The following is a 26,732-nucleotide window of genomic DNA, read 5'->3' on the forward strand; positions in this document are numbered from 1 at the left end:
ACCGGTCAGACGCCCAACTTCCGATTCAACAGCCGCACCTGCGAGTTCACCTGCGCGAACAGTGAAGAGCGCGGATCCAGCGCACCCAGGTACGCCGCCCAGGCCGCATGGTCCTCGCGACCGTCGACGGAGCCCGTCCACTGCGCGAGCAGCCGCCAATTCCCCGAACGCAAGAGCGCGGCCCGCAACCGGCCGCGCAATTCGTCGCGGATCTCCCCGATGCCGGGAGCCAGAGACCGCGGCAGCACCGGGCCCGAGTAGGCGCGCAGCGCGGCGGCCGGATCATTGCGGGCCAACGCCTGCCGCACCTCGTCGGCGTCGGTGTCGAGCTCGAACAGCAGCCGGTAGGGCTGTGATCCGAGTGCGTTGCCGCCCAATATCTTCCGCAGTCGCGACAGCTCGGCCCGCACGGTCACCGGATCCAGATCCGTCTCGTCGAGCAGCAGCGCGAGGTGGTCGGCGCTCAAGCCCTCCGGATGCCCGGCCAGCAACAGCAGAATCTCGGCATGCCGCTGGGACAGGCGAATTCGCTCCTCCCCACGGATGAGCGTGGGCCGCCCCGCGCCGAGCACCAGCAGCCGGGCCCGCTCCCCCAGCATGCGCGGCGCGTCGAGCAGTCCCAGTCGCAGCTCCGATTCGGCCGCCGTCACGGTGGCGCGGATCAGCGAAAGCGCTTCCGGAGCCGCCACTCTCGGTCCACCGGTGATGTCGATGGCCCCGATGACCTGTCCGCTGATCGGATCGTGCACCGGTGCGGCCGAACAACTCCAGTCGTGCACCGCGCGGCTGAAATGCTCGGCCCCGAAGATCTGTATGTGATGGTCGAGGGCCAGCGCGGTGCCGGGCGCATTGGTGCCGACCCGCTCCTCGCTCCAATCGGCCCCTTCCACGAACCCCATGCCGTGCGCCCGATCACGCAGGCTCGAATCGCCTTCGACCCACAGCAGCCGCCCCTGAGCATCGCTGATCGCCACCAGCAGACCGGCGTCCTCGGCATCCTCGACCAGCAGCTTGCGCACCACCGGCAGAATCCGCGCGATCGGCTGCGCGGCACGGTACCCGCGCAACTCGGATTCGGCGAACTCCACCGCAGCGCCCACCCCATCCGGATCGACGCCCTCCCGTCGGCTGCGCCGCCACGAGTCCAGCACCACCGCCCGCACCGCGCCCGCACCGCTCACCGCCGCCCGCCCGGCGCTCTCGAAGAACGCGCGATGCGCCTCCGACACCCGCCGCCCCACATGCGCGGTGTCCTCACCCGGCCGCAGTGCCACCCAAGGATTGCGTTGCGGTGCTGTGCTCATTGGTCGTCCTCAACCGTCTGCCCCACAGCCACTGTATCCCCGGTCACACCGCTACCGACCGGTCGCGCCCCTATTCGACGGTCACCGCGCCCGTTCCCAGACGCCACTCACCAAAAAGGCATCCCACGCCTCTCCGGAAAACCACAGCTCCGCACCGCCCCGATCCTTCGAGTCTCGGACCCCCACCCGATCAGCCGCGTGACAGACCTCCACGCACTCTTGCACCCCTTGGCTGTAGCTGCTCTTGAACCATCCAGCACCGGCTAGGTTCACGTTCACGCCTCGTACTCCTTCGCGATCTTTCTCAGCAGCAGCCGGCTGTCCTCCGGAGTCGACGATGCGTCGTGCAGTGCTGCCGATACCGCACGATAGCGCTGTAGGTCTCCGTCTTTCTGGAGATAGATGTCGGCGGTGAGGACACTTTCGAGGTAAACCACCGGCGGTTCCACAGGACGACCCTTGGTGTCCAGGCCGAAGTCCAGGATGACGAACGGACCGGGCAACAGGCCCATGGGTATTCCCGCACCGAACGGAAGTACGCGCACCGTGAGGTTGGGGCGAGTCCCTGCATCAGCCAAGTGCCGCAACTGTTTTGCCATGATTCTTGCGCCGCCGACTACGCGGCGCAATGCCGATTCGTGAAGTACGACGTCGTATTCGACCGGCGCTGTCTTCCGGTTCACGATCGCCTGCCGCCGTAGACGCAAATCGACGAACCGCTCGACCTCGCGTTCGGAGGCGTCCAGCAGGTGGTTTCGGATCATCGTCCACGCGTATTCCCGGGTCTGCAGCAGACCGGGCACCAGCTCCTGATACGAAATCATCTGTTTCGCTGCAGCTTCCAGCCCTACGTAATGGTCGAATCGCCCGGGAATCGGGTCTCCGTACTCCTGATACCAGGTCTTGGCGGCGGCTTGCTCGGCAAGGCGCTTCATCGCGGCGGTGTCGTCGGCCGAACGCTCGTAGATCTCACACAGGTGCGTGATTATCCGTATGCGCACCTTGTCCGCGGTGCCCTTCTCCAGCCGGTGCAACGTCGACGTCCCGATCTCGACGATCTTGGCGGCCTGGGCCATCGTCATGCCGACTTCTTCACGGTACTGGCGCAGGAACCGCCCGAGCTGTCGTCGCGGCAGCGTGCTGTCTTCGTCGGCCATGATCGGTTACCCCCGGGTACGCGGAATGGCTGGACCGATTCGAACGGAATCAGTGTGGCACCAGGAACGGAAACGCACCTGGGGAAATGGCAATTCTCCCTTGGAATTCCACGAAGGTCCGGCCGCCGCCCACCTGCGGTGATGTCGTTTCACCATGACGTCCGCCGCGCTCCAGCTAGTCCTCGTCCTCGCCGCCGTGCTGCTCTGCCTGGCCACGATCGTGTGGGGGATCTCCGCCGACTATTCCGAAATCCCGCCCGCGCCAGCCGATTCACCGTTGGTCGCGGGCGGACATCGGTTTCACCGTGTCCCCACCGCCAACACCCACCGAGCCCGCGGCCGCCACCGAGCCCGGTGACGACATGTACTCACGCCTGTCCCACCACCGCATCCCGGCCACCGTCCGGCTCAGCCCCATCACCGTGAAATCCCTGCTGTGGCGGCATCGGAACTGCGCCGAAGGCGACTCCCCCGCACCATCTCCCGCCTCCTGCAATGCCCGCCGCCAGCTGCTGCAGATCTACCGGGACAGCGGATGGACCTGGCCGATCCCACAGCACGATCACGAACCCTGTTGAGAACACGAAAGCGGCCAGCCACTCGGCGGGCCGGTTTCGGACGGGCGGCGGATGGTCGCCGCGATACCGGATTCATACGTTGGTCGAATATCCGCTCTGCCAACGCTTTTCAGGGATGTCAATATGAAACGAATTCTCGTGACGCTCACCGCGGGCCTGGCCGCCGCCATGGTCGCCGCCGCGCCCGCGACGGCCACGCCGACCGTGACTGTCAAAGGGGCCAAGGACAATACGATCACCGCTCGGCTGTCCAGTGTGGAGGCCAGCTCGGCGTGCACGCTGTTCGACATCTCGACCGGGAAGTCGGTGTCGGGTACTACTGCCGCGGACGGTACGGCCACGCTGGTGCTGACGCAGATGCGGCTGGGTCCCCACGCGGTCAATGTCACCTGCGTCGCGCCCAATGGTGCCAAGCAGGTGTTGACCGATCATCGCCCCGCACCGATCACCCGGTGAAAATCCCGCCGAAAGACGGATTGTTTCGACCAGTCGGCGGATATCCAGGCCCTCGAACGCGTGCCTACGCTCGCTGCGAATCACCGCTCCGACAACAGTTTTGACGGGAGTCGATTCGTCCCCGGGTGCGCTGTTGCCGCACCATCGCAGGATTTGATGAGGGTAGAAATGAATAGTTTTCGCGCGGGCAACCGCGGTGTGCGGGCTGCCGGGCTCGCTGCCGCGGCGGCTGTCGCAGTGGGTTTGTCTTCCAGCGGTGCGGCGCAGGCCGACACCTTCGTGCCGCTGCCGGACGGGCAGCGGGTCGGGCCCGGGGTGACGATCACCCGCACCGATGAGCACGCGGTGATCTCACCGTCGCTGGCCGCCAATGGCGCCGGGCGGGTGGCCTGGCTGTCGGGAACCGTGAGCGCCGAGGTCACCGCCACTCCGGCGGGCACGCCCGGCCCGAACAACGGGCCCAAGAATACTCCGGGCTCCAATAACTCCTCCACACACGGTGTTTCGCGGATCAGCGCCGGATACATCGTCGGGTGTCAGGTCAGCGTCGGTGAGAACGCGATCTCCGCCGGCATTTCGGGCAAGGTCAGTCTCAACAGCGTGGGCGCGGGCGGCACGCTCGGTCTCAAACTTGGGCCGGGACAGGTCGGCTTCGTGGGTATCGAGGGCAAGGACATCACCAAACCGGGCACGTATTCGATCCAGTACCGCGATACCGAACTGCAGATTCAGGGCTGCGCGGGATATGCCCAGGCCCGCTCCTACGCCGTGGTCGAGATCATCGGCGACGAGTACTCCAAGACCACCCTCTACGGGCAGCCGTTCAGCATCGGCTGAGACGCCGGTCGGAATCCAATCGCGCACTCGCACAGTCTTTTTCACCGCAATAAGGGATGTACCGATGATCAAACGCAGCACTGTCGCAGGCCTGGCCACCGGTCTCGCGGCGACCGCCATTTTCGGGCTGTGCTCCACCGCCCACGCCGACACCCTCGTCCCGCTGCCCGGCGGCGACATCACCCAGACCCTCTCCGATGGCACCGTGGTCACCGTCCGCCTGGTCGGCGAGTCCGCCACCATCAGCCCTTCCATGGGCGCCACTCCCGCGCACCGCAACGCGTGGGTCTCGGCCTCCGCGCAGGTCGAGTTGTCGGGCCCGAATGCCAACGGCGGCAAGATCTATCCGGGATACGTCGTCGGCTGCCAGGTCACCCTCAACGGTGGTGGCGTGAACGGCGGGGTCGACGCCAAGACCGACTGGGAAGGCAAGAAACCGGAGATCGGGGGCAAGGCCGGCGGCACCCTGTCGCTCGGGCCCGGCCAAGCCAGGGCCATGTACCTGCTCGACGAGGAAGAAGCCGACGACTTCGGCAAGGAATCACACAAGGCCCGCAACAAGTTCAATGGCACCAGCGGCAGTGTCACCTGGGCCGACTCGACGATCGGCGTCAAGGGCTGCGCCGGTTACGCCCAGGCGCGTGCCTTCGTCCGAGTGAAGGTCTCGACCACCACCGTCAATTCCGTTGTGACCCTGTGGGGTCAGCCCTTCAGCCTCGGCTGAGCCGGATCCGACGGTGACAAGACTCGGTGGCCCAGCGCAGCCACCGGAGGCGGCGGGTATCCGTAACTCATTCCCTCGCACGGGTACCCGCCGCGATCACCGGAATTCAGGAGCGCGGCAACCGCAGTTCGGCGCGGAATCCGCCGTCGGGCGTGCGGTCGCCGACGAATTTCCCATGCAGGAGTTCGGCTCGCTCGGCCAACCCGACCAGGCCGTTGCCAGAGCCCGGGAGCGGAAGCGCAACGCGGGTGGATGGCGTGTTCGTGATGGTCACGCCCAACTCCTCCGCATCCGACCACAAACGGATGGCGGCCGTCGCGCCCGGCGCGTGCTTGCGGACATTGGTCAAGGCTTCCTGGATCGTCCGATAGATCGCCCGCTGAGCCGCGCCGGTGATGTCGGCGGGCAAGGTTCCCTCCAATTCCACCGGGATTCCGCTCGTATCGATGAGCGCGCGCAGGTCGGCCAGCGTCGGCTGCGGGGTGAGTTCGGTGCTGCTGCCGCCGGATGCGCGCAGCAGCGTCACCAGATGCCGCAGTTCCTCCAGCGTGGTGACGCTCAGTCCGCGGATTGTGCGCGCCGCCTCCCGGGTGTCGGCATCGGGCGCCGCGAACATCAATGCCCCCGCGCGCACCGCGATCAGACTGACCTGGTGGGAGACGACATCGTGCATCTCCCGCCCGATCTGCGCGCGTTCGCGCGCCAGCACCGCTTGCGCGTGCAACCGGCGCTCGTGATCTCGCGCCTGCTCGATCTCGACCAGTCGCCCGGAGAGTTCGTCGCGGGTACGGACCAGCTGGCCGAACAGCACCGGAGCCGCGGCCCAGCCCACCACATACGCGGCCGCCACCACCGAATCGGTGTGCGAAAGCTGCTCCATGAACGGGAATGTCGCCGCGGCGGCCACCGCCGTCACGATCGCGCAGGCCACGGGCACCCGGCGATTCTCGGACTGCTTGGCCACGGTGTAGAGGGCCACCGCGGGCGCGACCACGAGATCGGTGAGCGCGGCCGCCGGCAAGGTCAGCACGAACACCGTCAGGGGCCATCTGCGCCGGAAAAGCAATGCGGCACAGGCGATCACGGCCATGACCACATCCTCGGGCTCGAGATGGGAACTGGCGAGCCAGGCATCCAGGACCGCGAGCACCACCAGCGCGACATCGATCACCCAGCCCGGCGGCCGCACGCGCGAGATCATCGATTCCGTTTCCGCTCGGCGAGCAATCCCGCACGCTGCGCCACCAACGCGGCCTGCACCCGGCTGGCCACCCGCAGTTTGGTCAGGATCGCGCTGACGTGATCCTTGACGGTTCCGACGCTGAGGAAGATGCGCTGGCCGATCTCCGCGTTCGACAGGCCCTCGGCCAGCAGCACCAGCACGTCGCGCTCCCGCTCGGTCAACGCGCCGACCCGCGCGACCTCGGCATCGGTGGCGGCCACCCGGCCCAGCGCGTTGTCCGCGTGCAGCAGCGTCGCGGCCGCCTTCGGCGACATCACCACTCCCCCGGCGGCCAGCGTGCGCACCAGTTGCGCCAGCTGATCCGGTTCGGTGTCCTTGAGCAGGAATCCCGCTGCGCCCGAACGCAATGCGGTGACGATGTACTCGTCGGTGTCGAAGGTCGTCAGCATCGCCACCACCGGCGGTTCGGGCATCGCCCGGAGCTGACGCAGCACCGTCAAACCGTCCACCTCGGGCATGCGGATATCCAGCAACACCACATCGGGACGCTGCTCGTCGATCAGCTCGACGGCCCCGCCTCCGGAACTCGTACCCACCACCTCGACGTCGGGCGCCGCCCCCAGGATGAGCTCGAATCCCGAGCGCACCAACGCCTCGTCATCGACGATCACCACTCGAATCACGAAAAGACCCGCTTCGCTGTCGTATCCCGATTTGCCCACCGTGTGCTCGGCCGGACACGACCGTACCGGGTCACCGGGAACGCGCTCGGACGCCTCCACGTCACGACGGTAGGTTCCCCCCGACGGCGAGCAAACCCGCCAACCGGAGGGGAACCCACCGCCAACCGGCTGCTTTCACGACCGCAGGGCTCGTGGCCCGCTCAGTGCCGATCGAGCTCGCCGCTGACCATGATGGGATCACCCTTCGGGTTGGTCCCGACCATGGTCGACAGCTGCTGGTCGCCCGCCGCCGCGAGAGTCCAGAACCGTAGCGTCACCGCCGAATCCCCTTGGGCACAGGTCTGCACGGGCGGGTCGAGTTTTGCGGTGCCGCCGCGCGCGACCAGTGTCCATCCGCACCCGTCAGCGGTTCGGGCCACCAGACGGTTGTCGTAGTTCCGCGCGATGGCCACCGTTTCCTCGCGGCCCGGATACTCCCAGCTGCCTTCGCGGCCTCCGGGTCTGCTTCGGGGGCTCGGCTGCGCTGGACCACGACTGGCGTCGCATTATCCCGCTGGCGGCCTTCGGATTACGTCATGATGGCGCATGCACCTGTTGCGCACTCATCGCCCGCTCGCCGCGTTGTTCACCGCACGCGTCGTGTCGTACGCGGGCGATTCCCTGAGCCTCGTCGCCCTCATGCTGCATGTCGCCAACACCACCGGACAAGGGCTGTCCGTCGGATTATTGCTGCTGGCAGTCGATTTCGTGCCATCACTGGTCAGCCCGGTCGCCGGGACCGTCAGCGACCGGTTCGATCGCAAACGGGTGATGATCACCTGCGAATTGGTTCAAGGCGCACTGGTCCTGCTCATCGCACTGTCGCTGCCGCCGCTGCCCCTGTTGCTCGCCCTGGTGGCGGCGCGCTCGATCACCTCGCACATCTTCATGCCCGCCTCGCGATCGGCGATACCCGCCATGGTCGAGGGCGCGGATCTCGAAAAAGCCAACTCCGCCATAGGTTTCGGGTCGAATGCGGCGGAGGCGTTCGGACCCCTGCTGGCGGCGGCGCTGCTGCCTTTCGCCGGAATTCGCGGGGTGCTCCTGATCGATGCCGCCTCGTTCCTGGCCTCCGCGCTGGTGCTGCTGGCCGTGCGGTCCATGCCGCCGACCTCAGATAGCGAGAAGTCCGAATCGATTCTGGCCCAGGCGAAAACAGGCCTCGGCTATATCTGGCGCACCCCCGCCGTACGCCTCATCTCCCTGGGATTCTGCGCGATCGTCGCCTGCAACGGTGTCGACGACGTCGCCCTGGTCCTCCTGGCCAAACAGACTCTGCACTCCAATGATTCGTCCGTCGGCCTGCTCCTCGGCGCGGTGGGCATCGGCCTGCTGGCCGGCTACGGCCTGCTAACCCGCTTCGGCACCCGCCTGTCCATGACCGCCCTCCTACTCGGCGGCTTCTTCATCAGCAGCGCCGGCAACCTACTGACCGGCCTCGCCTGGTCGGTAGCCGCCGCCTTCACCGTCCAAGCGATCCGCGGCCTAGGCATCGCAGCCATGGACGTCGCCTCCACCACCCTCCTACAGCGTCTAGTCCCCGACGCCCTACTAGGCCGAGTATTCGCAAACCTCTACGGCGCCATAGGCATAGCCGCCGCCCTCTCCTATCTCGCAGGCGGCGCCCTCCTGGACGCCACCAACGCCCCCACCACCTTCATCCTCGCCGGCACCTGCGGCATCCTCGCCACCACAACCGTCGCCCTCACCCTCCCACGCACGCCCACCCGGGACCGATCCGTCCAGTCGGACCCGAAACCTCCAGTTCGCTGATATCAATCGTGTGTTTGGGGACCACGCCGACTCCGCGGTCGCTCCGAGCTGGTCTCGGGGCGGCGCGGAGATCCGGTGTCGAGGGGTCAGTGGTCTTCGAGGTCGGCGAAGAAGGCGCGGATGTCGCCCGCCAGGAGATCCGGGCGTTCCAGGGCCGCGAAGTGGCCGCCCTCCTCGAAACGGCTCCAGTGCACGATGTTCGTGTTGTCGCGTTCGGCGAAGACCCTGATCGTCTGGAAGTCGTCCTTGAACACCGCGACGCCGGTGCGGGCGTTGCTCGTACGCGGTTGGGCCTGCGCACGCGCGTTTTCCAGATAGCTGCGGCTCATCCCGGACGCCGCGTTGGCAAACCAGTTCACGGTCACCTCGAGCAGGATCTTCTCCAGCGGCACGAGGGAGGTGCCGTTGCCGAAGTTGTTGAACAGCTCGCTATAGGCGAGCAGCCCGATCGGTGAGTCGCTGAGACCGGCTGCCACGGTCTGCGGGCGTGACGCGTTCATCGTGTTGTAGCCGCCGACCGACTGGAACCACTGCATGTGCGCGAGACCGGCGTGGTCCGCGGGCTCCAGGCGCTCGAATTCGGCCGGGTCATCGGACGGGAACGAGAACAGCTGCAGAACGTGCAGTCCGAGGAATCCGTCCGGGTTCAGCAGCCCCAGCTCCCGGGCGACCATCGCGCCGTTGTCCGAGCCGTGGATTCCGTAGCTGTCGTAGCCCAGGCCACGCATCAGGCGGTCGTACGCCGCAGCCACTCGGGCAGTCGTCCAGCCTGCCTCGGCGAGCGGTTGTGAGAAGCCGTAACCCGGCGCGTCCGGGATGACGACATCGAACGCGTCCTGCGCGCGCCCGCCGTGTGCGACCGGGTCGACGAGACGCTCGATCAGGTCGAGGTAGTCGACCGACGAGCCGGGGTAGGTGTGCGCGAGCAGCAGAGGGGTGGCGTCGGGGTGGGCGGAGCGGACGTGGATGAAATGAAAAGTCTGGCCGTCGATCTCGGTGGTGAAGTGCGGCACGGCGTTGATCCGCGCCTCGGCGGCACGCCAGTCGAAGGCGCGCCAGGCTTCGAGCGCCTCGCGCAGGTAGGAGTTCGGGGTGCCCACATCCCAGTCGTCGACCGGAGCCGGTTGCGGCAGGCGGGTGCGAGCGAGCCGGTCGTGCAGGTCAGCGAGCTCGGCGTCGGTGACGGAGATGGTGAAAGGGCGCGAGATCGGTACCGACAGAGAACTTTTCATGCCGTCGATGCTGGTGGGTTCGGCCATCTCACACATCGCCGACAGGAGCGAATCGGGGATCACTCCTACGAGTGATCGCGCCCGGAAATTCCAAGCCCGTCCTCGTAGGTGAAAGCCACAGCCTGGTGGACAACGTCGCCAATCCGAAGGTAGTTGCCTAAATTGTCGAGCAGACCTCGGGTGCCTTGCTCGCGGTTGGGCCCGTCGGCCCAGAACTGGTCGAAGAAGACGCCGTGCTCGGTGTGGGTGAACCGAGTGCCCTCCGCGCTCGGCTCGAATTCCAAAGAGGCCACCGACGTTGACATGTGAGCCCCTTCGATCCACATGTCGTACGTCGTGACGATGCGGATGTGCTCGACGATGTCGGTGTAGGTGGCCACGTACCGCGACACCGGGCCGTCGTGGAACTTCCACTCGGCGATATCGCGGCCGCCGACGCGGAAGTCGAAGGCCCACTCACCGGACTCCGCGGCATCGCCGGCACCCCACCAGGCCAGCTTCTGTTGTTCCTCGGCGAACGCGCCCCAGACGCGCTCAACGGGAACCGGGTAGCCGCGAGTCAAGCTGAACTCGGCGCGGGCGAGTCTGCGTTCGGTCGTCATGTGCGAGTCCTAACGGGTGAACGTGACGTGGGTCGTGCCGCTCTCGCCCACTTCCGACGTCACCTTGTGGGTGAGGTCGAGACCGCCCAGATCGTCCCACAGCGCGGTTCCCCGGCCGAGGACGATCGGCGCGACCATGAGGTGCAAGTCGTCGACGAGGCCGGCGCGCAGGAAGGCACGCGCGGTGCTGACGCCACCGCCGATGCGCACGTCCCGGCCACCCGCGGCAGCAGTCGCCTCGGCGAGTACGTCTTCGATTGCGCCGCTGCGGAAGTGGAACGTCGTGCCGCCCTCCATCGGGATCGACGGCCGCGCGACCTCGCGGTACCCGTATCCGCCCGGCGGGGCCTGCACTGACGAATCGTGGCGTCGCAGTGTGTTGGTGAGGACGTAAACCGGTGTGCCGAACGGCGGCTTGGCACCCCACCAGCCCTTCCAGTCCGGGTCGCCGGGGAACGCGTGCAGCCCGAACATGCCCGCGCCCATGATCTCGGCTCCGACTCCCTCGAAGAACGCGGCGGTGTAGCGGTCGTCGACGCCGGTTGTGCCGGTGCCGCCGGTGTCGCCGAACACGCGCTCGCGGAACGTGCGGGTCGCGATGTGGCCCGCTGCGAGGCGACCGAACTCCTCGCCCATCGGGTTATCGGGGGAGTTGTCGGTCGCCGAGGCGAAGCCGTCCAGCGAGACGAACAAGGTGGCGCGAACGCGGGTCATTTCAGGTCTCCTTCGAAGCGGTGCGGGTCAGGTGGATCCCGAGCCGGTCGGCCTGATGTTCCGCGGGGGTTCGTAACTCACCGAGCCACAGGTGCAGGACATCGAGCGCGCCCGGGCGCAGGCTCACGGTGCGAACGCGTCCGAGTTTGTGCGAGGTCACCAGGCCGGCGTTCTCGAGGACGCGCAGATGCTGCATCAATGACGGCAACGCCATCGAGAACGGTGCCGCCAGTTCGGATACGACGGCCGGTGACTTCGCCAACCGTTCGACGATGGCTCGGCGCGTCGGATCCGCGAGAGCGCGGAGCACCGCATCGAGTTCAGCTCGATACTTAGGCACAAACCTAAGTATTGTGGCGGTGTCGGGATTCGTCAACAGGTGCAATCTGGCAGCGGGTTTCGACTGGTCGTGGTTGGCGGAGGACCTCGACCGCTTCTGTGGTGCAGCGGGATGGACCATCGACTCGCGACGCCCGTCCGGTGCGAGCTTCACGACCGACCTCGCTCATGATCGGCCCGATGGACAGGCGTTCATCAAAGACGAACAGGACACCTCGGCACGTTCAGTGATCGGCGAGGATGGCGGGATCTACGTATCGGGGATTGCGGGCGATTGCGGTGAAAGGCGAATTGGACTCGGCGGCGGGCGATTCCTCGGCCTCGGCCAGCTGGGCGAGCAGGTCGAAGTAGGTTGACTCGGCGGGCCGGAGGTCGGCGACTGTCGTGGTGAGGTCGAGGGTGGGGGCGAAGCGCGCGCCGTGGATGCCGACCGAGAGGGTTGAGAGCCAGGCGTTGGAATCGGGTGCGAACATCGAGCCGCTGGTTTCGGCCCAGAACAGCACCGTGCTGGGGGAAGGCTTCGAGCTGTGTCGACCTGCTGCGGCGAGCATCAGCAGCGCGGTGTGGATGTTGGACTCGCAGAATCCGAAGTGCATTAGGTATGCCTCGAGCGCAGCCTCGCGGTAGCGCAGCACGTAGGTCAGTCCACCGGTGTCCTCGCCGAAACAATCGGCGAAGTACTCCCTTGGTGTCAGCCCTTGCTCGGCAAGGTGCCAGTCGGGCGTCTTCCCGTCCCAGAACCAACCGTCATACATCGCACCGTGATTCTCGATGACCTCGAGGCCCGGTGTCGGGGTCTGCAACCACTGCTCGAATTCCGCCCGCTCCATGGGAATTCGAGCAGCAACAACGAACGTGTCCGACACTATCGGCTCCTCATCGATCTCGATGGCACCTACCATCTCAGGCCCAGGAGCCACCCTAGGGCCGCAGCGCCCGTACCTCGCGATGAAGATTTTTTCGATCGGGGCGATGAGTTTTTCGAGCTGCCCCCGTCCTTACCGGTGAACGCGCTACCAACCCGGCGCTACGACCCAGAAGGACCAGAAATGACCGCCATCACCGCCACCCAGACCACCACCGCTGTCCACCCCGGCAAGATCCGCAACCGCGTCCTGTGGACCCTGCAGATCGTGCTCGGCCTGTTCTTCATCATCGCCTCCGGCGGACCGAAGCTCGTCATGCCGCAGACCCTGATCGACAACAACCACACCGCGGCCACGATCCCGTTGGCGCTGTTGGTCTTCATCGGCCTCGCCGAGGTCTCGGGCGGCATCGGCCTCATGGTGCCCCGCCTCACCTCGGCCGCCGCGACCGGCCTGGCCATCGTCACCGTCCTGGCCGCCGGCTACAACGTCTTCCTGGCCCACACCCCGGAGCTGGCCCCGTTCCCGCTGGCACTCGCCGCGATCTTCGCCTGGATCGCCTACGAGCGCCGGGCCTCGCTCACCGCACTGGGCGCGCTGATCAAGCGATGACCCGCACATAACGCCCGGCTACCGGCGGCACCCAGCCGCCGGTAGCCGCGTTGTGCGTTACGGGGACGGTCCGGTCGGGTTGGTCGGGCTGTCCCATCGCGGTCGTGGGGAAGGAGCGAGGCCCCGACCAGCCGTGCTGGTCGGGGCCTCGAGCCACGGAAGACCTTGCGGGTCAGCAGCATTCCCAGTCGAGAACCGGGGCGAGGGATTTGAGTTGCGCTGACGGTGGGGTCAAGCGGACCAGCGTGTTGCGCGCCAGGACGGCTGCGGGGGAAGAGAGTTGGCCGACGGCACCGATGAGGCGGGAGCGTTTGGCCACCATTTGGGTGCGAGGTCTGCGTTGGGTGTCGTAGCGGGTCAGGTCGCCGTCGCGGGTGGCTACGTGCGCCAGGACAACCGCATCCTCCAATGCCTGGCAGGCGCCTTGGCCGAGGTTGGGCGTCATGGCGTGAGCGGCATCACCGATCAGCGCGATTCGGCCTGCTACATAGGTTTTCAAGGGTAGGAGGTCGTAGAGGTCGTGCTTCAGGATCGCTGTTTCGTCGGCGGCGGCCAGCAGGGCGGGGATGGGGTCGTGCCAGGAGCCGAAGCGGGTGCGCAGTTCGGTCAGGCCACCGCCCTGGGTTCCTGCGGCCATGTCTGCCGTGGCGAAGCAGTAGACCCGGCCGTCCGGGAGAGGGGTGTAGCCGAAACGTTCTCCCCTACCCCAGCTTTCGCCCATGTCAGTGACCGGCTCGCGGGGAGTTACGACCACTCGCCAGGCGGTGTATCCGCTGTAGCGGGGTTCGATCGCGCCGCAGACCGCGGCCCGAACCACGCTGCGGATGCCGTCCGCGCCCACGACCACATCCCCGGCGGAGGTTCCCGCCGAGTGCACGACGGTGCCGTCGGTCTGCGCTGACGTCGCCGAAATGCCCGTGCGCACAGCGTTTTCCGGTACAGCGGAGCGCAGGATGTCGAGGAGGTCGGCGCGATGCAGCATGACCGGACTGCCGTAGCGCTCGCGGACCGCCTCGGTGTCGGTCCGGGACAGCCAGCGTCCCTTACTGTCCCGGATCCCGGCCGAGCCCTCCTCCCGAGCGAGGCCGCGCACGGTTTCGCCGAGACCGAGCGCATCCAGGGCGCGAAGCGCGTTGGGCCACAGCGATATTCCGGCGCCGACCTCCGCGATTCGGGTCGAGCGCTCCAACACCTCGACCTCCCAGCCCCGCCGTGTGAACGCGATGGCCGTCGCGAGACCACCGATACCGCCTCCGACTATGACCGCCTTGGGCATGGCGTTCCTTTCATTTCAACGACATCCGGCACGGGGCGCTCAGGCCGCGGCGCCCAAGCCCAACGCTACGGCGACCGGGATGAGATACAGCAAGGGGAAGGCAACCGTCTTGAACGAGCGCGCCCGCAGAATGGTGATCACGGCACCCGCGAAGTACAGGATCAGTCCGATAGCTGCGGCGACACCGATCAGCGGGATGAACAGGCCGACGATCAATCCGAGCGCGCCCAAGGCCTTGAGCGTGCCGAGCACGGTCCACCAGCTCTCCGGCACACCGTAATCCACCAGCGGATCGGTCACGAACTTCGCTCGCCGCAAGAGCGAGAACGCCGAGAACCCGACCCAGGCGGCGGCGACGATGGTGACGATGATGTAGGCGGTATTCACTTTGACTCCTCGGTGTTCGACATGATGGCCTCTTCTTGCTTGGGCCATCAGAGCTTCCCGCGGCAAGTTGATACTTCGCCGATGCGTTCGCTATCGATTCGCGGACGCGAGCGCATCGCCGATACGTCGTGCAGTTGTCCGGCTAGGACAGTTCGGCCAGCAATTCCCGCAGACCTTCGGCCACCGGAAGGCCGAGTGCCTCGAACTGCTTCAACGCCAGGTCGGCGTGCTCGCGCGCCTGCTCCGACTGCCCGCACAGGCGGTGCGCGCGGGCCAGCCCCTCATGGGCGTCGGCTTCCTCGGGCAGATTCCCTGTCTGCACGGCGAGTTCGAGTGCGGTGGCATGTTCGGCGATCGCCTGAGCTGCATCGCCAGCGGCAAAAGCGGTGTGCCCCAGGCCATTCCAAGCGGCTGCCTCGTCACCATGGGTACCGAGTGAGCGATACAGCTCGAGCGCTCGGCTGTGGTGTTCACGGGCCTGCTCCGGCCGTCCACACCAGCGGTCCAGGGTGCCGAGCTTGTTCAGCACCAGCGCCTCGCCGCGCGCGTTGCCGACCTGGCGGTGCAAATCCAGCGCACGGTCGAGATGTTCGCGGGCCTCGGTATGGCGGTCCTCGCCGAGGACCAACGCGAGATTCCCCAGAACGTGTGCCTCGCCACCGCGGTTGCCGATCTCCCGCGTTATCCACAGCGCTTCGTGGAAGTATTCGCGAGCAGTGTCGGGATCACGTTGCCGCCAACGGACATTGCCGAGGGTGTTGAGCGCGCGTGCCTCCTCGAACCGGTCCCTGTTCGCCCGGGCCACCGACAACGCATGCTCCGAATACTTTGTCGCATCGGCGTATTCGCCTCGCCGCCAGGCCGTCCAGCCGAGGTCGGCCAGCGCCCGCGCCTCACCGGAACGATCATCCAGCCGACGCCCGGCCACCAGCGCGACCGCATGCAGCCGGGCCGCGTCGGTGTGGTGGAAATACCCGTCCAGGTACGGCCGTAGCGTCACGGCCGCATCGCGCACGAATTCGGGCCGATCGTGGTCGGCCGCATGGACGATCACCGCCATGAGATTGGCTCGCTCGGCATGCAACCATTCCACCGCGGCGACCGGATCCTCGACACCGCTGACCGGACCCGTCGCGGCGGGCAGGGAATGGCGGTCGGTCGCGCTGTGCGGGAACAGCAGATCCACCGCGGACCGTGCCGTGTGCAGATAGTGGTCGAACAGCCGCGACAGTGCGGCCTGCCGTGCGGTCTCGGATTCGTCGACCGCCACGATCGCGGTCGCGTGCGCGCGCAGCAGATCGTGCAGCAGGTAGCGGCCCGGTTCGTGCTGTCCGACGACGTGCACATCCAGCAGCTCCTCGAGCAGCAGTTCGGCGTCGTCGGCGTGTGGAAGATCGGCGAGCGCGGCCGCGGCGGCGGGGTCGATATCGCGGCCGGGATGCAGGCCGAGCAGCCGGAACAAACGCTGATGCGCCGGGGCGAGCTGCCCGTAGGACAGCGAAAAGGCCGCCGCCACACCGCGTTCGGCGGTGGCCAGCTCGGCCAGCCGCCGCCGCTCGTCGCGCAGCCGACCCGCCAGATAGCCCACCGTCCACTGCGGGCGATGCAGCAACCGCGCCGCCGCGATCCGCACCGCCAGCGGCAGGAATCCGCACAGCTGCAACACATCCAGCGCCGCCACCGGCTCGGCGGTGGCGCGGTCGCCGACGATCCGTTCGAATAGCCCGATGGCGTCGCGGGCCGGCAATATCGGGATCGACACCGCTTGCACGCCATCGAGATCGATCATTCTCCGGCGGCTGGTGATCAGGATCAGGCTGTCGGTGCCGGCGGGCAGCAGCGGGCGGACATGGTCGGCGTCGGCGGCATTGTCGAGGACCGCGACGATCCGGCGTCCGGCCAGCTCGCTGCGCCACAGCGCGCTGCGGTCGCCCTCGCCGATCGGGATGCGATCGGCCGGGATTCCCAACTGGCGCAATAGGATTTCCAGCGCCGCGGCCGGGGCGACGGAAGCGCGGTCGGCCGCGTAGGCCTGCAGATCGACGAACAGCTGTCCGTCCGGGTAGCGCTCGGCGAGGCGATGCGCGGCGTGGACGGCCAATGCGGTCTTGCCCACTCCGGCCATGCCGTCGATGGCGACAATGCCGCCCGATCCCCGCTGATCGGGAATGTCGAGTCGATCCAATTCGGCTGTGCGGCCGGCGAAGTCGGGAATGTCGTAGGGCAGGAAGTTCGCGCTGGCCGATGGTGCATGCGGAGGTGGGTCGCCCGGTGTCCGGTCCTCGCCCGGTGGCTGGGACACGCTCGTCGGTCGAGCTGGCTCCGCCTGAACCGGGTTCGACGGCAGGTGCGGCCGTGACTGCTCCGCGGGAAGCAGCAGCTCCGGATCGCCCCGCAACACAGCCTGTTCCAGCTCGACGAACGCCGAGCCCGGATCCAGCCCGTGCTCTTCGACGAGCGCGGTGCGCAGCGCGCGGGCACTGGCCAGCGCGTCGCTCTGCCGTCCGGCGCGATACAACGCCAGCACCAAGTAGCCGGTGAGCCGCTCCCGCAACGGATTCTCGGCGACCAGGGCGATGAGCTCATCCAGCAGCTGCCGGTGCCGGCCCAGCGACAGTTCCAGGTCCATCAGCCGCTCGATCGCGGTGAGCCGCTGCTCGTGCAGCCGGACGCGGGCGGCCGCGACGTAAGCGGCGGTCAGATCGCCCAGCGCGTCACCGCGCCAGAGTGCCAGCCCCGCACGCAGTTCCGCGACGGCGTCGAGGGGCTCTGCCGCGTGTTCGGCGGCGGCGACGTGAGCGTTGAAGTCGGTGAGATCGAACCGAACCGATGCCGGATGCGCGACGTAACCGGCCGCGCGGGTCTCGATCGTCTGCGCGGCATCGGCCGCACGCAGCACCCGCCGGATCGCGGTGAGCGAGGCGTGGATCTGGGCCCGCGAGGTATCGGGCTCGTCGAGCCCCCAGACCGCCTCGATGAGTCGGTCGATCGTGCAGACGCGCTCGGCATTGAGCAGCAGGTAGGCGAGTACCCCGCGGTGCCGCGGCGCGAGGGTCGCGACCTGACCGCCGATGCTGATCTCGACCGGCCCGAGAATCGAAAAACGTAGATCCATTGTCGTGTCACATACAACACCCATCGCGGGCGCATCGCAAAAGTATCAACGCCCACCATCATGCTGGCCCCCATGACCGAGCTACCCCCGCTGCCGCTGATCGAGCCGGAGGCCGCCACCGGCGTGACACGAACCCTGTTCGACACCGCTCAGCGCCTGTTCGGCATCACTCCGAACATCGCCAAGGTGCTGGCGAACAGTCCGGCGGCTATGCGCGGCCATCTCGCCCTCGCCGATTCCCTGTGCACGGAAAGCACTCTGGACTCCGACACCCGAACCCGCCTGGGTCTGCTACTGGCGCAGGAACACGGCTGCGATTACGTGCTGTCGGCGCACAGCTTCCTCGCCGCGCGGGTCGGCGGATTGAGCGAGCGGGCGATGGCCGACGCACGGTCCGGCTCGGCGACGGATCCGAAGCAGGCGCAGATTCTGGCCTGGGCGACGGCACTGGTCCGCCGTCGTGGCGCGGTCACCGACGAGGAGGTGGCCGCGGCTCGCGCCGCGCTGTCGGATGCCGAATTCGTCGATGTCGTGGCCGAGATCGCGCTCGCGGTGTTCGACTCCTACCTGTCACTGGCCGGGCGGGTGCCGATCGACTGGCCGCTGGTGCGGCACACCGAGCGGAGCGAGGACACCGACGCTGAGCGGAGCGAGGACACCGGCACCGAGCGGCGCGAAGATGCCGAGACCGAGCGCGAAGATGCCGAATTCGAGCGCTGATATCCTCACCCGACCCGCCGATATCGCGGCGGAACGTGAGGAGGAGTTCGGGGTGGTGGGTTCGTTGACCCCGGCATTCGACGATGTCACGGCGGCCGCCCGGTGCATAGCGGGAATTACCCGCCCCCTCACCGTGATCGATGCCGACGCCGATCTCGCACCGACCGGCGGGATCAGTCTCGCCCTCGAATTCCTGCAGCACAGCGGCTCTTTCAAGGCCCGGGGCGCGGTGAACCTGGTGGCCGCGCTGCTGGAGACGGGCCGCATGCCCCGCGCGGGCATCGTCTCGGCCACCGAGGGCAACGCCGCCATCGGATTCGCGTGGGCCGCCCGGCGATTCGGTGTGCCCGCCACCATGTTCCTGAGCCGTGCGGTGTCCCCCGCCAAGGTGCAACGGTTGCGTGAGCTGGGCGCCGAGGTGCGCGTGACGGGCGCGACGAAAGCCGAAGCCCAGCACGCGGCACGGCGATTCCGCGATGACACCGGCGCCATCGACGCCTTCGTCTACGACGACGTATTGACTTCCGCCGGGGCCGGCACCATCCTGCTGGAGCTCGCCGCCGCGCGACCGGACCTGGATACCGTGGTCTGTGCGGTCGGCGCCGGTGGCATGTTCTCCGGAATCGCCGCCGTCGCCGAGAAATTGAGCATCCGGGTGGTCGGGGCGGAGCCGCAGGGCAGCCAGGCGCTGCATGCCGCCCTCGCCGCGGACAGCGTCCGGGAGGTCGAGATCGATTCCATCGCCTCCGATTCCCTCGGCGCACCCAAGATCTCACCCTCCGCGCTGGCCTGGGCCAAGGCCGCCGACACCTGCTCGGTCGTGGTGGACGACGCCGCGATCATCGACGCGCGCCTGCAGCTGTGGCGGCGCCATCGCCTCGCGGTCGAGCACGGTTCGGCCACCGCGCTGGCCGCTCTGCTCGCCGGTGCCTACCGACCTGAACCCGGGGAACGAATCGGAGTCGTGCTGTGCGGGGCGAACACCGACCCCGCCGACCTCGTCTAGCCCAGCAGGCCCCTGCGCGGCAGGGGTGTCATAGTGATCGCCCGAAGTGTGTTGAGACAAAGGAACACCTGGATGGCGACTCCAGCACTAGAGACCAACTCCGAGAGAGGGCTTGCGCGCGTGGCGCAGGCCCTCGCCCGGTGGACGGAGAAATGGTTTCCGGACGCCTATGTCGTCGCCCTCGCGGGACTGATCCTCGTGGCCGCCGCGGCCCTGGCCAATGGCTCCTCGCCGAAGGCCGTCGTCGACGCGTTCGGTGACGGCTTCTGGGACCTGACGGCGTTCACGCTGCAGATGGCCATGGTGGTGCTGACCGGATACGTCGTCGCCACCTCGCCACCGGTCACCCGGCTCATCGACCGACTGGCCGCCGTACCGCGCACCCCGGCCGGAGCCGTGAGTTTCGTTGCGCTGCTATCGATGTCGGTTTCCCTGTTGAACTGGGCACTGAGCCTGGTCTTCGGCGGCCTGCTGGCCCGGGCCATCGCGCGCCGGGCCGACCTGCGCGTCGACTACCGCGCGCTCGGGGCCGCGGCGTTCATGGGAATCGGTTCGGTTTGGGCACTGGGCATTTCGTCCTCGGCCGCGCAGTTGCAGGCCACGGCCACCTCGTTGCCGCCCGCGCTGCTGAAGATCACCGGCGTGCTCGACTTCGGGCGCACGATCTTCACCTGGCAGTCGCTGTTCATGTGCGCCGTCATCGTGGCGCTCACCGTGACGATCGCGTACTTCTCCGCGCCCAAGGGGGCGGCGATCGAGACAGCACAGGAATTGCGCATCGACCTGAACGACGAACCGGCCGAAATCGCGCCCCGCTCCCATCCGGGCGAATGGCTCGAATACAGCCGCATTCTGCCGATCCTGGTCCTCCTCATGACAGCGGGCTGGCTGGTCTCCCAACTGAGCAGCAAACCGGTGCTCACGGTCGTCAGCAGCCTCAACTGCTATCTACTCGTATCCCTGACCCTCGGCCTGGCCTTGCACGGGACGCCTCGAAAGTTCCTGCAGGCCGCGTCCCTCGCCGTACCCGTCACGGCCGGAATCCTCGTCCAGTACCCGCTCTACGCCGCGATAGCCGCCATCCTCTCCAAAGCGAAAGGCCGTGGCGGCCATACGCTTTCCGAACATCTGGCCGCGGTCTTCACCCACATCGGCGGCGGCGGAAACTTCGCCGTCGTCATCGCCCTCTACACGGTGGTACTGGGCATCTTCATCCCGTCGGGCGGCGGGAAATGGCTCGTCGAAGCCCCATTCGTCATGCAGTCGTCCACCGATGTCGGAATGAATCTCGGCTGGACAGTACAGATCTACAACGCGGCCGAAGCACTCCCCAACCTCATCAACCCGTTCTTCATGGTGCCGCTACTGGCTGTCCTCCGACTGCGAGCGCGAGACCTCGTCGGATTCACCTTCCTACAGTTCATGATCCACCTGCCGGTGGTCCTGCTCCTGGTCCGGCTGCTGGGCGCGACGTTCGATTACGCCCCGCCAATCCTGCCCTGAACGGAAATCCACAGCCGAAAACCTCGACAAAGAAAGAGGGCGGTCCTGAATTTCAGGACCGCCCTCTGTAGTAGCGGGGACAGGATTTGAACCTGCGACCTCTGGGTTATGAGCCCAGCGAGCTACCGAGCTGCTCCACCCCGCGTTGGGTGATTACTACCTTACATAGTTGTGGGGGTGGCACCTAATCGGCTGGTGGGGGACGGTTTTTCGACGCGGGATGGTCAGGGGAGCGGGCGGGCGTCGATGACCAGGGCGGTGGTGTTGTCGGTGCCGCCGGTGGCGAGGGCGGTGTCGACCAGCGATTCGGCGGCATTCTCGGGCGAAGTGTCCTCGGCCAGAATCGATTTGATGACGGGCATGGCGAGGCGCTTGCCGACGCCGTCGGTGCAGAGGAGGAGGCGGCCGGTGCTCGAGCCGGTGGCCGCGTGGCCGATGTCCTCGGGGCGGGCGGTGCGGGCGGAGGTGGTGACCAGGTGGGACATGCCGGGGAGGGGGTCGTGGCCGCGGGACCGGAAGTATTCGGCGACAGTGTGATCGGTGGTGATGCGGTGCAGGACGCGGCCGTTCCAGCGGTAGACGCGGCAGTCGCCGACCCAGGCGATATCGCAGGGGGCGTCGGGGTGACCGGCGGCGGGGAGGACGGCTACGGCAAGGACGCTGTCGGCGCTGGATTCCGGTAGTTGGCGCAGCAATTCCGCTTGCGCCGCAACGATTCCCGCGTGTGCGCCCTGGCGGGCGGCGACCCGGGCCGCGACCCGCGCGACCAGGCGGGCGGCCCGCGCGGCGGCCAGGTGATCTCCGACGCCGTCGGCGACGACGAATGCGGTGCGCCCCAGCCGGGGATCGGTGAAGGTGGCGAACGCGTCGGCATTGATCTCTCGCGCCCCCGGCCGGCTCACGCCCGACCCCGCGACCCGCCCCAGCCGCACCTCCCGCTCCATGGCGTCAGGCTCGACGGTTCCGATCTCGATGGCCTCGGTGTGCATGGGCCCAACCTCCTGGGACTCGGCCTCACGGGGGTGCTGCCTATCAGTACTACCGATTCAACGGCCCGAAGCCGAGTTGCACTCCCGAATTGCCTGAGGGCTTGCTGTGGAGTCGGCACCGGTTGTATTACGACGGCCCCCGAGCGGAGTCCGAGATCACCGGGCCCGACTCGAGTGGGCGACCACTCATCCCGCCGCTCCCCCACGTCCAGATACTGAGATCCCTTGCTGCACACGACGCGCCCACGACGCTCTCGAGCCCAGGAGTCCCCACCATGTTCCCGATTCGCAGATCCGTTGCCCGCAATGCGATTTCGGCCTGGATCGCCACCCTCGCGGCCTTCGCTCTGGCCCTCGGTGCCTCCGACGCCCACGCCTGGATCGACGATTTCACCGTCGCCGCCGGACCCTCCGGCACCGGCTTCGGCACCAACTGCCCCTACACCGTCACCATCACCGGCACATCCCTCACAACGGTCACCCTCACCGACGACCTCGGCGCCGTATTCAACCCGCCCACAGTCGAACTCGCCAACAGCACCGCCACCGCCCTCTGGACCCCCACCTCCCCGGGCACCCACCACCTCGCCGCCACCGACGGCTTCTTCGACCCCGTCCGCAAAACCTTCGCCGTCGGCCACGGCACCAGCACCGCCAACGGCTGCGTCGTCGACTGACTAGGTCAGGTCGCCGCGATCAAACCGATCGCCCCCAGAGCGAGCGCCACTCCCGTGAGCTGGCGCCCGCTCATTCGCTCTCCGAGAACATATCTCGCCAGTAGCAGGGTGCTCGCCGGATAGAGCGAGGAGATCACCGCGACCATGCTGAGCAGGCCGCCGGTGCGGAGTCCGCCCAGGAAGTCGGAGGCACCGTAGGCGAGCGCGCAGGCGGCGGCCAGTACCAGGGAGGTCATTATCGAATCGTGCGGGCGGGAACTGCTGGTCACATGAGTGGCAGCCCACTCAGATCGGCTGCCGCTGATCGGCGGAGTCCCTAGAATCCACCCATGTCAGGCGTGTGGCCCTTTGCCGGGCGGGGGACGGAGCTGGCGCGGATTCGTGAGATTCTCGCGGGCGGCGGCAGTGTCGTGGTGGCGGGCGGGGCGGGGGTCGGCAAGAGTCGCTTGGCGGCCGAGGCCGCGCCGGGCGCTGTGCGGATTCGGGCCAATGAGGCGGCGAAAGCGTTGCCGTTGGGGGCATTCGGGCCGCTGTTGCCCGGCGAAGCGCCGACCGAGAATCTGCTGGGGTGGGCCGGGGAGGCGGTGCGGGTGGCGGCCGACATGCTCGTCGTCGACGATGCTCACCTGCTCGATTCGGCGTCGGCGGCGCTGACCCAGCAGCTGGCCGAGGGTGGGTTGCGGCTGGTGGTGACGGTGCGGTCGGGCGAGGCGTGCCCGGAGGAGATCACGTCACTGTGGAGGGAGGGGACGGCTACGCGAATCGAGCTGACGCCGTTGCCCGATGACGATGCCGCGGGCCTGCTGACGCGGGTGCTGGGCGGGCCGATCGCCGATGACAGCACGGAACGGCTGCTCGCGCTCGCCGAGGGGAATGTGCTGTATCTCAGGGAATTGGTCGGCGAGGGGCTTCGGCGGGGGACATTGTCCGAGCAGGACGGCACCTGGCAGTGGCGGGGTGCGGTGCCGATGTCGGGGCAGCTGCGTGAACTCATCTCGACGCGCATCGGCGAATTGCCGCCCGCGCAGGGCGAAGTGCTGGAGCTGGTGGCGCTCGGGGAACCGGTGAGGCTGAGCGGATTGCTGAATATTGTTGGGCACGAGGCAATCGAGGACATCGAGCAGCGTGGGCTCATCGGCATCGATGTGGAGACCGAGCGAGACGGCCTGTCCGGCACCTTGATACGACTCGCGCACCCGCTGTACGGGGAGGTGGTGCGTGCCGCCATGCCCCGGCTGCGGGCGATGCGGCGATACCGGCAGTTATGCGAGACGCTACCCGAACTACCGAACGGAATTGCGGAAAGCAAAGAGCCGCAACACCGTCAGGACGTGCTGCGACTGGCGCTGTGGCGTTTGGAAGGCGGATTGTCCGCCGAGCCGGGACCGTTGCTGACGGCCCTCCGCATGGCATGGGCGTCGCACAGCTATCCACTCGCCGAACGCTTCGGCCGGGCAGCGATCCAGGCGGGCGCGGGACCCGAAGCCGCCGTCCTCCTCGCCCCGGTGCTCGGATACGGCGGCAAGGTCACCGAGGCCGAAGCCCTACTGGAGGAGGTATGGGACCAGCCCTGCGACGAACATACGCGCACCCTGATGATCACCACTCGTCTGAATATCTTTGTCTCGCAGGGCCGTACGGACGAGGCCATCCAGCTCCTGGAATCGGCCGAGATGCTGCCGACCGCGCCCGAGGACCGGCACGAGCTCATGTTCTGGGGTTCCGCACTGCATTTCGGCGTGGGGAATTTCGACAAAGCCCTGAATCTGGCCGACACCCTCCTCGCCGAATCCACCAGTGCCCCTATGCGGGCACAGGGACTCGGGCAGCGGGCCTGGACGCTTGCCTTCCTCGGGCGGCCCCTCGATGCGCTGGACGCCGTCGACGACGCCCTCGCCACCCGCGCGCAGTGGCAGGACGCGGTCCCGGTGTATCCGCAAGCGCTGCGCGGGATCAAACAGTTCAGCGCCTCCTATGCAGGTGATCTCGGCCGCGCCGAGGCCGCGGTGGAAATGCTGTCGGAGCTCGAGACACCGGACCGAAATTGGGCAGTGACCGACTCCGAAACCGACTGCGCGCGAGGGATGTTGGAGCGCCAGCGCGGCCGGGTGCGGACCGCCGCCCGGCTGCTGTCCACCGCGATGACGGGCGAGTCGCTGCTCATCGAGTACCACACGCAGTGCTGCGCGGAACTGGCGCACGCCGCGGCCCTGGCCGGGGACGTGGAGACCGCGGAACGTGCGCTCGCCCGCGCCGAGTCCAAACCGCCTGACGTCGCAATGGGATTCATCATCGATCTGGTCCGGCCCTGGGTCGCAGCCGCCCGTGGCGAGCTGACCCGCGCGGCCGAGTCGGCCGTGGCCAATGCCGAGCGAATGCGAATGGGCGGGGCCGCGAGCCAGGAAGCCATCGCCCTGCACGATGCGGTGCGATTGGGCAGCGCGGAAGCGATTGCCGGACGGCTCGCCGAGCTCGCCGCCACCTGCCAAGGCGAATTGGTCAGCGCCGCGGCCGAACACGCCGTCGCCGCCGCGAAGGCCGACGGTCCGGCGCTCGCGGCGGTCGCCGATCGATTCGAACAACTCGGTTTCCTGCTGCACGCCGCCGATGCCGCGGCCCAGGCCGCCCAGGCCTTCGACGCGGCGGGCCGCGCCGCCTCCGCCCGATCCGCCTCGGCCCGCGCCCAGGTCCTGGCCGAGGCCTGCGAGGGCGCGACAACTCCGGCTCTCGCGCGCCTGACCGCCCCCGATCTCACCTCGCGCGAACTGGAAATCGCCCGCCTCGCCGCACAGGGCGCGAGTAACCGGGCCATCGCCGACACCCTGGTCGTCTCGATAAGGACCGTTGAGAACCACCTGCACGCGGCCTATTACAAGCTGGGCGTCTCCGGCCGCGCCGAACTCGCCCGCGTCCTGGCACCACCCCGCTGACCGCCGGGTGGCCGAGCCTGGCCGCGGCCTCGCATAGGGTGGTCGGCGGAACGGGGAGGAATCAGACATGGTCTACGAGTTCACGCGCGAGCAACCGGTCGGCGAGCAGGTCCCGGAGCGCCCGGCGAGACGATGGAACAAGGGCCGCGTCGGGCGACTGCTGCTCGCGGTGGTGGCATGGCTGTTCCTGATCGCGGGCGCGGTCGGCGTGGGGCTGCACTACAACACCTGGGTGCGGGAGCCGGTGGTGCTGGCGGCATCGTTCGCGTCGTACTTCATGGTGGGCGCGCTCATCGCGGTGGTGCTGTTCGGTCTGGGCCGCCGGTGGGTGAGCGCGGGCCTGGCCGTGGCGGTGTCGGCGCTCGCGATCTGGACCCAGGCGCCCATGCTGTGGCCGGACGGCAGCGCGCCGCCGGGCACGGATCTCGTGGTGATGCAGTCGAATCTGGAACTCGGCCACGGTGATGCCGACGCCCTGGTCCGCACGGCCCGCGAGAATGCCGCCGAAGTGCTGACCATCGAGGAACTCACCCCCGGCCTGCTGGACCGGCTCGACGCGGCCGGCCTCGCGGAACTGCTGCCGTACCGGTTCACCGCGCCTTCGGGCGGCGGCCAGGGCACCGGCATCTTCAGCAAGTATCCGATCGAGAACGGCGTGAAGTTCGAGGGCTTCTGGCTGAACAATCTGCGCGCCACCATGATTCACCCGCAACGCGGCCCGATCACGGTCTTCGCCCTGCACCCGATCCCGCCGCTGGTGCACACCGGCGTCTGGGCGCACGAACTCTCGCGCATCGGCGAACTGCTGAACGAGCAGACCGGTCAGGTCGTGGTCGGCGGCGACTTCAACTCCACCTGGGACCACGCCCCCTACCGAAATCTGTTGCGCGGCCGCTACGCCGACTCCGCCGAACTCCTCGGCGTCGGCGCACTCCCGACCTGGCCCACCAACCGCCCCGTCGGCCCGGCAATCGGCATCGACCGGGTGCTCGTCGCAGGCGGCCACGCCACCGAACTGCACTCGATCCAC

The 26,732-nt window shown here is 67.8% G+C and carries 28 protein-coding genes, 1 tRNA gene and 1 pseudogene; 13 read left to right on the forward strand and 17 right to left on the reverse strand.

The window, feature by feature from the left end; translation table 11 throughout:
- Nucleotides 1-5 precede the first annotated feature (5 nt).
- The 3 genes from ON43_RS26080 to ON43_RS26085 form a co-directional block, all read right to left on the reverse strand.
- A complete protein-coding gene (locus ON43_RS26080; RefSeq protein ID WP_040811589.1) occupies nucleotides 6-1,304 on the reverse strand; it encodes a sigma-54-dependent transcriptional regulator family protein in 1,299 nt (432 codons plus the stop codon).
- An 81-nt stretch (nucleotides 1,305-1,385) separates the two neighbouring features.
- Entirely contained in the window at nucleotides 1,386-1,583 is a 198-nt protein-coding gene (locus tag ON43_RS43925; protein ID WP_083913727.1) for a DUF397 domain-containing protein, read from the reverse strand.
- Nucleotides 1,580-2,461 carry a helix-turn-helix domain-containing protein gene (locus ON43_RS26085; protein ID WP_040811591.1) on the reverse strand — a complete coding sequence of 294 codons (882 nt, stop codon included), beginning with the start codon at nucleotides 2,459-2,461 and terminating at the stop codon, nucleotides 1,580-1,582. Before ON43_RS26085 ends, ON43_RS43925 begins: the two co-directional genes overlap by 4 nt.
- 305 nt (nucleotides 2,462-2,766) lie before the next feature.
- Between ON43_RS26085 and ON43_RS26095 the strand changes: the two genes are divergently transcribed.
- The 4 genes from ON43_RS26095 (at nucleotide 2,767) to ON43_RS26110 (ending at nucleotide 5,056) form a co-directional block, all read left to right on the forward strand.
- A complete protein-coding gene (locus tag ON43_RS26095) occupies nucleotides 2,767-3,039 on the forward strand; it encodes a hypothetical protein (protein WP_157514197.1) in 273 nt (90 codons plus the stop codon).
- A 123-nt stretch (nucleotides 3,040-3,162) separates the two neighbouring features.
- A complete protein-coding gene (locus ON43_RS26100; RefSeq protein WP_040811597.1) occupies nucleotides 3,163-3,495 on the forward strand; it encodes a hypothetical protein in 333 nt (110 codons plus the stop codon).
- Nucleotides 3,496-3,663: 168 nt separating this feature from the next.
- Nucleotides 3,664-4,332: an MspA family porin gene (locus ON43_RS26105; protein ID WP_040811600.1), complete on the forward strand. Its 669-nt coding sequence runs from the start codon at nucleotides 3,664-3,666 to the stop codon at nucleotides 4,330-4,332.
- A gap of 64 nt (nucleotides 4,333-4,396) precedes the next feature.
- The gene (locus ON43_RS26110; protein WP_040811602.1) at nucleotides 4,397-5,056 is read left to right on the forward strand and encodes an MspA family porin; all 660 of its coding nucleotides are present in this window, start codon (nucleotides 4,397-4,399) and stop codon (nucleotides 5,054-5,056) included.
- A gap of 106 nt (nucleotides 5,057-5,162) precedes the next feature.
- On the opposite strand, the gene ON43_RS26115 is transcribed toward ON43_RS26110, so the two are convergent.
- The 3 genes from ON43_RS26115 to ON43_RS26125 form a co-directional block, all read right to left on the reverse strand.
- Nucleotides 5,163-6,257 carry a sensor histidine kinase gene (locus tag ON43_RS26115; protein ID WP_040811604.1) on the reverse strand — a complete coding sequence of 365 codons (1,095 nt, stop codon included), beginning with the start codon at nucleotides 6,255-6,257 and terminating at the stop codon, nucleotides 5,163-5,165.
- Entirely contained in the window at nucleotides 6,254-7,021 is a 768-nt protein-coding gene (locus ON43_RS26120) for a response regulator (RefSeq protein ID WP_245568750.1), read from the reverse strand. Before ON43_RS26120 ends, ON43_RS26115 begins: the two co-directional genes overlap by 4 nt.
- Nucleotides 7,022-7,122: 101 nt before the next feature.
- On the reverse strand, nucleotides 7,123-7,374 hold the full coding sequence (locus ON43_RS26125) for a hypothetical protein (RefSeq protein ID WP_040811606.1): 252 nt from the start codon (nucleotides 7,372-7,374) through the stop codon (nucleotides 7,123-7,125).
- A 133-nt stretch (nucleotides 7,375-7,507) separates the two neighbouring features.
- On the opposite strand from ON43_RS26125, the gene ON43_RS26130 reads away from it, so the two are divergent.
- Nucleotides 7,508-8,734: an MFS transporter gene (locus ON43_RS26130; protein WP_083913728.1), complete on the forward strand. Its 1,227-nt coding sequence runs from the start codon at nucleotides 7,508-7,510 to the stop codon at nucleotides 8,732-8,734.
- Nucleotides 8,735-8,820: 86 nt separating this feature from the next.
- Here the strand turns inward: ON43_RS26130 and ON43_RS26135 are convergent, their stop codons facing one another.
- The 4 genes from ON43_RS26135 to ON43_RS26150 form a co-directional block, all read right to left on the reverse strand.
- A complete protein-coding gene (locus ON43_RS26135; RefSeq protein WP_040811691.1) occupies nucleotides 8,821-9,966 on the reverse strand; it encodes an epoxide hydrolase family protein in 1,146 nt (381 codons plus the stop codon).
- Between the two features lie 65 nt (nucleotides 9,967-10,031).
- Nucleotides 10,032-10,568 (reverse strand): SRPBCC domain-containing protein, encoded by a 537-nt coding sequence (locus ON43_RS26140; RefSeq protein WP_083913729.1) that lies wholly within the window; start codon nucleotides 10,566-10,568, stop codon nucleotides 10,032-10,034.
- A 9-nt stretch (nucleotides 10,569-10,577) separates the two neighbouring features.
- Nucleotides 10,578-11,282 carry a dihydrofolate reductase family protein gene (locus ON43_RS26145; protein ID WP_040811607.1) on the reverse strand — a complete coding sequence of 235 codons (705 nt, stop codon included), beginning with the start codon at nucleotides 11,280-11,282 and terminating at the stop codon, nucleotides 10,578-10,580.
- Nucleotide 11,283: 1 nt separating this feature from the next.
- Complete coding sequence (locus tag ON43_RS26150) at nucleotides 11,284-11,622, reverse strand: ArsR/SmtB family transcription factor (RefSeq protein ID WP_040811609.1); 339 nt, start codon at nucleotides 11,620-11,622, stop codon at nucleotides 11,284-11,286.
- Here ON43_RS26150 and ON43_RS47210 point away from each other — a divergent pair.
- Nucleotides 11,555-11,818: pseudogene (locus ON43_RS47210) on the forward strand (DUF6301 family protein); the annotation flags it as partial. The gene ON43_RS26150 and the pseudogene ON43_RS47210 sit on opposite strands and share 68 nt — an antisense overlap.
- A 27-nt stretch (nucleotides 11,819-11,845) precedes the next feature.
- Here the strand turns inward: ON43_RS47210 and ON43_RS26155 are convergent.
- Complete coding sequence (locus tag ON43_RS26155) at nucleotides 11,846-12,487, reverse strand: hypothetical protein (protein WP_157514198.1); 642 nt, start codon at nucleotides 12,485-12,487, stop codon at nucleotides 11,846-11,848.
- A 183-nt stretch (nucleotides 12,488-12,670) separates the two neighbouring features.
- Between ON43_RS26155 and ON43_RS26160 the strand changes: the two genes are divergently transcribed.
- On the forward strand, nucleotides 12,671-13,099 hold the full coding sequence (locus ON43_RS26160) for a DoxX family protein (protein WP_040811614.1): 429 nt from the start codon (nucleotides 12,671-12,673) through the stop codon (nucleotides 13,097-13,099).
- A gap of 172 nt (nucleotides 13,100-13,271) precedes the next feature.
- Here the strand turns inward: ON43_RS26160 and ON43_RS26165 are convergent, their stop codons facing one another.
- The 3 genes from ON43_RS26165 to ON43_RS26175 all read right to left on the reverse strand — a co-directional run bounded on the left by ON43_RS26165 (nucleotide 13,272) and on the right by ON43_RS26175 (nucleotide 17,877).
- Nucleotides 13,272-14,375 (reverse strand): FAD-dependent monooxygenase, encoded by a 1,104-nt coding sequence (locus tag ON43_RS26165; RefSeq protein ID WP_040811616.1) that lies wholly within the window; start codon nucleotides 14,373-14,375, stop codon nucleotides 13,272-13,274.
- Between the two features lie 39 nt (nucleotides 14,376-14,414).
- Nucleotides 14,415-14,762 (reverse strand): DoxX family protein, encoded by a 348-nt coding sequence (locus ON43_RS26170; protein WP_040811618.1) that lies wholly within the window; start codon nucleotides 14,760-14,762, stop codon nucleotides 14,415-14,417.
- A gap of 142 nt (nucleotides 14,763-14,904) precedes the next feature.
- Nucleotides 14,905-17,877 (reverse strand): AfsR/SARP family transcriptional regulator, encoded by a 2,973-nt coding sequence (locus ON43_RS26175; protein WP_051179232.1) that lies wholly within the window; start codon nucleotides 17,875-17,877, stop codon nucleotides 14,905-14,907.
- Nucleotides 17,878-17,949: 72 nt separating this feature from the next.
- On the opposite strand from ON43_RS26175, the gene ON43_RS26180 reads away from it, so the two are divergent.
- The 3 genes from ON43_RS26180 to ON43_RS26190 all read left to right on the forward strand — a co-directional run bounded on the left by ON43_RS26180 (nucleotide 17,950) and on the right by ON43_RS26190 (nucleotide 21,106).
- A complete protein-coding gene (locus tag ON43_RS26180; protein ID WP_157514199.1) occupies nucleotides 17,950-18,597 on the forward strand; it encodes a carboxymuconolactone decarboxylase family protein in 648 nt (215 codons plus the stop codon).
- Complete coding sequence (locus tag ON43_RS26185; RefSeq protein WP_083913730.1) at nucleotides 18,578-19,603, forward strand: pyridoxal-phosphate dependent enzyme; 1,026 nt, start codon at nucleotides 18,578-18,580, stop codon at nucleotides 19,601-19,603. Before ON43_RS26180 ends, ON43_RS26185 begins: the two co-directional genes overlap by 20 nt.
- Before the next feature lie 72 nt (nucleotides 19,604-19,675).
- The gene (locus tag ON43_RS26190; protein WP_040811622.1) at nucleotides 19,676-21,106 is read left to right on the forward strand and encodes a short-chain fatty acid transporter; all 1,431 of its coding nucleotides are present in this window, start codon (nucleotides 19,676-19,678) and stop codon (nucleotides 21,104-21,106) included.
- A gap of 71 nt (nucleotides 21,107-21,177) precedes the next feature.
- On the opposite strand, the gene ON43_RS26195 is transcribed toward ON43_RS26190, so the two are convergent.
- Nucleotides 21,178-21,251 (reverse strand) — tRNA-Met (locus ON43_RS26195).
- A 79-nt stretch (nucleotides 21,252-21,330) separates the two neighbouring features.
- Nucleotides 21,331-22,095, reverse strand: coding sequence for a PP2C family protein-serine/threonine phosphatase (locus ON43_RS26200; protein ID WP_245568751.1), 765 nt, complete (start codon nucleotides 22,093-22,095; stop codon nucleotides 21,331-21,333).
- A 275-nt stretch (nucleotides 22,096-22,370) separates the two neighbouring features.
- On the opposite strand from ON43_RS26200, the gene ON43_RS26205 reads away from it, so the two are divergent.
- The gene (locus ON43_RS26205) at nucleotides 22,371-22,772 is read left to right on the forward strand and encodes a hypothetical protein (RefSeq protein ID WP_040811624.1); all 402 of its coding nucleotides are present in this window, start codon (nucleotides 22,371-22,373) and stop codon (nucleotides 22,770-22,772) included.
- Nucleotides 22,773-22,777: 5 nt separating this feature from the next.
- On the opposite strand, the gene ON43_RS26210 is transcribed toward ON43_RS26205, so the two are convergent.
- On the reverse strand, nucleotides 22,778-23,008 hold the full coding sequence (locus tag ON43_RS26210; RefSeq protein WP_040811626.1) for an EamA family transporter: 231 nt from the start codon (nucleotides 23,006-23,008) through the stop codon (nucleotides 22,778-22,780).
- 93 nt (nucleotides 23,009-23,101) lie between these two features.
- On the opposite strand from ON43_RS26210, the gene ON43_RS26215 reads away from it, so the two are divergent.
- Both ON43_RS26215 and ON43_RS26220 read left to right on the forward strand, forming a co-directional pair.
- Nucleotides 23,102-25,702 (forward strand): helix-turn-helix transcriptional regulator, encoded by a 2,601-nt coding sequence (locus ON43_RS26215; protein WP_086008017.1) that lies wholly within the window; start codon nucleotides 23,102-23,104, stop codon nucleotides 25,700-25,702.
- Between the two features lie 67 nt (nucleotides 25,703-25,769).
- On the forward strand, nucleotides 25,770-26,732 hold a 963-nt coding region (locus tag ON43_RS26220; RefSeq protein WP_063712626.1), incomplete at its 3' end, for an endonuclease/exonuclease/phosphatase family protein.

The organism is Nocardia concava NBRC 100430 (assembly GCF_000308815.1).
GTDB classification, from domain to species: domain Bacteria; phylum Actinomycetota; class Actinomycetes; order Mycobacteriales; family Mycobacteriaceae; genus Nocardia; species Nocardia concava.